The 3,963-nt window shown below is 48.3% G+C and carries 2 protein-coding genes; one reads left to right on the top strand and one right to left on the bottom strand.

Annotated elements, in window-relative coordinates:
• Positions 1 to 68: 68 nt before the first annotated feature.
• Positions 69 to 3,137 carry a Tn3 family transposase gene (locus FH603_RS27680; protein WP_186742514.1) on the bottom strand — a complete coding sequence of 1,023 codons (3,069 nt, stop codon included), beginning with the start codon at positions 3,135 to 3,137 and terminating at the stop codon, positions 69 to 71.
• Between the two features lie 159 nt (positions 3,138 to 3,296).
• On the opposite strand from FH603_RS27680, the gene FH603_RS27675 reads away from it, so the two are divergent.
• Positions 3,297 to 3,893, top strand: coding sequence for a recombinase family protein (locus FH603_RS27675; RefSeq protein ID WP_186742512.1), 597 nt, complete (start codon positions 3,297 to 3,299; stop codon positions 3,891 to 3,893).
• The last annotated feature ends 70 nt before the right edge of the window (positions 3,894 to 3,963 follow it).

Genomic DNA, 3,963 nt, shown 5'->3' with positions numbered 1-3,963 from the left:
TAGGGTAGTTGCCAACATTCCGGGAAAATGTTTCATTAGGTACAACTATAACGTTGATTGTCAATAGGTTATACACTGCCCGTGATCTCAAAGTTGAGCAACTTTTCCAAATCGATGGTCAGAGCATTTTTTAGGACATCTTCACCAAAATCATACTCCCCGTGCAGATTGATATGTTCCCAGGCGAAGGCCGCTGTAAAGGGAATCGTGGCGATCAATTCTTTACGTTCCCCAGGGGAAGCATCGACCAGACGTTTGGTTAAGAGGATGTAATTGAAGCAGCTTATGTTGTTGATAATAAGCTGCTTACTCAGTGTCATAATGAGTAGTTCCTCTTTGGTACAAAATTGAATAGTTCCTTCATCGCCCATATCGAGCACTTTAGCTAACTTCTGAATACTCTCCAATTGCGTGGTTTGCTGGTGGGTTCGACGCCGCAGCTGGCCATCGTCCATGTAATTGAGCAAAAAAATGGTGCGCACCACTTTACCTAACTCCACTAAGGCTTGATAGAGTGGGTGTTGGTGAGCGAATGAATTGAGTCGTTTCAATAAGGTCGAAGGCAGGGCATACTGGAGTTTGATGCTGACCACAAAGCGTTTGATGTTATCCCATTGGTCTTCAATGAGGCCCGTATTGATGTTTTTGTCTGCCCGAATGCTGTAATCAAGCTGCTGTGAGATTGACATATCCGCAATGCCGTGTAGCTTACATTTGTGAAATCCTTCGATACGGGGCTGAAGATCAATGTTCAACAGGAAGCCTAAGGCAAAATTGATTAGCGATACCCCATGCGTATCGGTGCTATGCACCTGCTGCTGGGGAAGACTGGTGATCCGTTGGTGATGTAACAGGCCGTCGAAGACATACCAGGCTTCCCGATCTCCCGCCGAAAAGGTGGTGGAGTAAAACAGCGGATAATTTTCGGCGATAAAGCTGTAAATGGTGATGCCTTTATCTTTGCCGAAGTATTTGGCCGAATAGGTCGCATGGATCGAGTCCATGGCCATGGTATATTTCTGGCCGTCCGAAGCGGAGCGCATTACCAACTCGTCTTCTTTGAATAGAGTGGCAATCGGCATCCGGTGCATAAAATCGACCAGCCGATCATTGGCCTGGCGTAAATTGTCGGGTGAAAAATACCAGCGGGATACCCGGTCAAGGGCACCAGGGGAGACATTTTTAGACCGTTGCGCCATACGGCTCATCCCCAGATTACAGCCCCAACCGATCATGGCGGCAAAATTGACGATATCCGGCATGACTTCCTGATGGTTATGGTCCTGTCGGTGATGCAAATCGGCTGTATACCCCGTATAGCGATTAACCGTGTGGAAAACCTCAAAAATGGGAAATGTTCGGTCTTTGGGGTATAAATCCCGCAGATCCTGTGGGATTATCTTGGTCGGTGTTACGAACCGTAACCGGCCATCCGCCCGCTTGCGAACCAGCACATTTTCGCCTGTGTTGATATGGCTGAAGGTCCGGGTAAACTGATCCGTTAAGCGATCCGTCAGGGTTTGCTGAACGGTTGGCCAGTGGGTCAGGTGGCGCAGAGCGGCTCGTTCCAACAAGGTTTGTTTCCCCCTTTCCCATTCTACTTCCGGCACCAAATGATCGTCGAGCGCCCGATGTTGATGCGAGCTACGAACCGTGATCCGGCCGGATTTAAGCGCGTGCACCAAATAATCGGCCAGCCATACTTTATAGAGGGCTGAGTCAAAGTGACCATCATTGTCAACGATCTTTTTTTCGGCTGGGGTCAGAAACCCAGTCGGAGCCGTTGCTGTAATGACGCCATGCTTGTTCTGATAGGCAACTAATGCCAGCCATAAGGCATCGGTCTTCACCGAAGGGGCAAACTCAATGTGGCGCATAATATCGGCAACCCGGGTCATCAACACACGGGCATGTTCCCGCATAGCTTGATGCAAAAAGGAGTTAGCCAGTGTCTTCCGGGTTTGCTGATGTAGTTTTTTAACCGCAGGCACCAAGTGTAAAAAAGCGCTTATGGAGGGTTCATTGAGCTGTTTGATGAGTTGATCAAACTTTTCGGGCTGGGTTTTGTCGAACGAAAAGGCCGTCATCATCAGCTTATTGACGAGCTCGGCCTGAGTCAGATAGCTCTCTAAAATGGTATCCATCGTCGGCAGGTTTTCCCCATAGGAAGCGACCATTAGTTTATCCCGCTGGCCTTGGATTTGATGGAGAATCTGGCTAGTGGCATTTTTAAATGTAAGTAGTAGAATATCAGATAGATGAAAGTAATGATATTGAATAAAACACAGGATTAGCAGGTGGCTATTTTGATGCCGCTTGATCTGGAAAATCTCGGCCCTGAGGACATATTGAGCATAATGGTCGACTAACTCATCGGACATATTCAGCACACTCAACACCGGAAGAAGCGCATGATAAAGCGTTTTCAACTGCTTCAATCGGCTCATATTTTCCCGAATATCAGCCAATTTCATCACTTCAGACGCCTGACGTAAGGTGGACAACCGGTACGTTTCCCGGCGGATACCCTCACGTTCCAATTTGTCAAATAGGGTGTCGATTAGTTCCACCTGCCCAGTGGTCAATTCCTGTCTGAGAAGTTTGAATAGGTTCTTCTCGAATTCATTAAATGCCTGGGTAATCAGGACAGCCAGGGTGTGATAGGTGGGCACCTCGATTCGATGAGCGCGGATGAATTCACAGAGTGATCCAAAAACAGCCGAAGGGATTACCTGGCGGGTGACCAGATGATGGGCTTCCTGAACGGCCATTTCTTTAGCAGGGCCCCCAAAAGGCTTTACGCCTAACTCGGCGCGGATGAGTTGTCGATGTCGCCCTACCGTAGCTCGGTCATAGGTTTGTACTTGCTCGAAAGAGACAGTAACCTTTAGGAGTTTACTAACAAATTGGACATCGCTGGCTGCGTACCGGGATGTTTTGAAAAAGCGGCCACTAGCCCGGAAGTACCCCCACTGCAAGAGAAAGCCAACCCGGTTGGTGTCTGATTCAAAACCGCGCAGCAAGGGTTTCATCCAGATGGGTATGACAAAAAAATAGCGCTGTTTGATAAAGGAGAAGGCGGGTGGCCGCTCAAATTCCTCTTCCAGATCGGGAGGGAGGATTTCTCTGGGCGTCATGAGCGAGTAAAGTGAAACGACCGTATGAATGAACCACGCCCCAAGCCGGAATCATCCAAGGAGCCTGATTGGTAAAGGCCCAAATTAGTTAATCAAACTTGTTCACCAATCAAGGTTCAGTATATTCGACAACAAACTATACTAACTTGAACCAACAGCATGAAAATAGGCTATGCTCGCGTCTCGACCCAAGGCCAACAAGTCGATCTTCAGGTGGATGCTCTGCAAAAGGCAGGCTGTGAATTGATTTTTCAGGAAATTGTATCGGGAGCCAAAGCTGATCGCCCCGAGTTGGCTAAACTGCGGGCGCAACTGCGCAAAGGCGATACGGTCTGTATTTACAAACTGGATCGGCTAGGCCGATCGATGAAGCATCTATTAGAACTGGTCGATGAGTTTCAGCAAAAGGGCGTAGGCTTACTGAGTCTAACCGATGCTATTGACAGCAGCACCGCTCAGGGCCGATTAGTCTTGAACTTATTTGCTTCACTGGCTGAGTTTGAGCGAGATCTGATTCGGGAGCGCACCCAGGCCGGATTAATTTCGGCGCGCGCTCGTGGGCGAAAGGGGGGACGACAGAAAGGTCTATCGCCGGAAGCGGAGAAAAATGCGCGTCTGGCGGAAATGTATTACAAAGAAGGGGTATTGGGGGTCAATTTGATTGCTAAAAAGCTAGCCATTTCTAAAGTAACTTTTTACAAGTACTTGCGCCACCGGGGCGTTGAAATCCATAGTAAGCGGGAGGCTGGCACCTGAGTAAATAACTGATTAGTAGCTTTTTTACTCTATTATATGAAACATTTTCCCGGAATGTTGGCAACTACCC

This window comes from Spirosoma utsteinense, assembly GCF_014282275.1.
Classification (GTDB): domain Bacteria; phylum Bacteroidota; class Bacteroidia; order Cytophagales; family Spirosomataceae; genus Spirosoma; species Spirosoma utsteinense.
This window is presented reverse-complemented; position numbering and strand designations above follow the sequence as displayed.

Bases quoted from the DNA above. Each gene is read 5' to 3' on its own strand.
- FH603_RS27680 (WP_186742514.1), bottom strand. From the start codon at position 3,137: ATGACGCCCAGAGAAATCCTCCCTCCCGATCTGGAAGAGGAATTTGAG.
- FH603_RS27675 (WP_186742512.1), top strand. From the start codon at position 3,297: ATGAAAATAGGCTATGCTCGCGTCTCGACCCAAGGCCAACAAGTCGAT.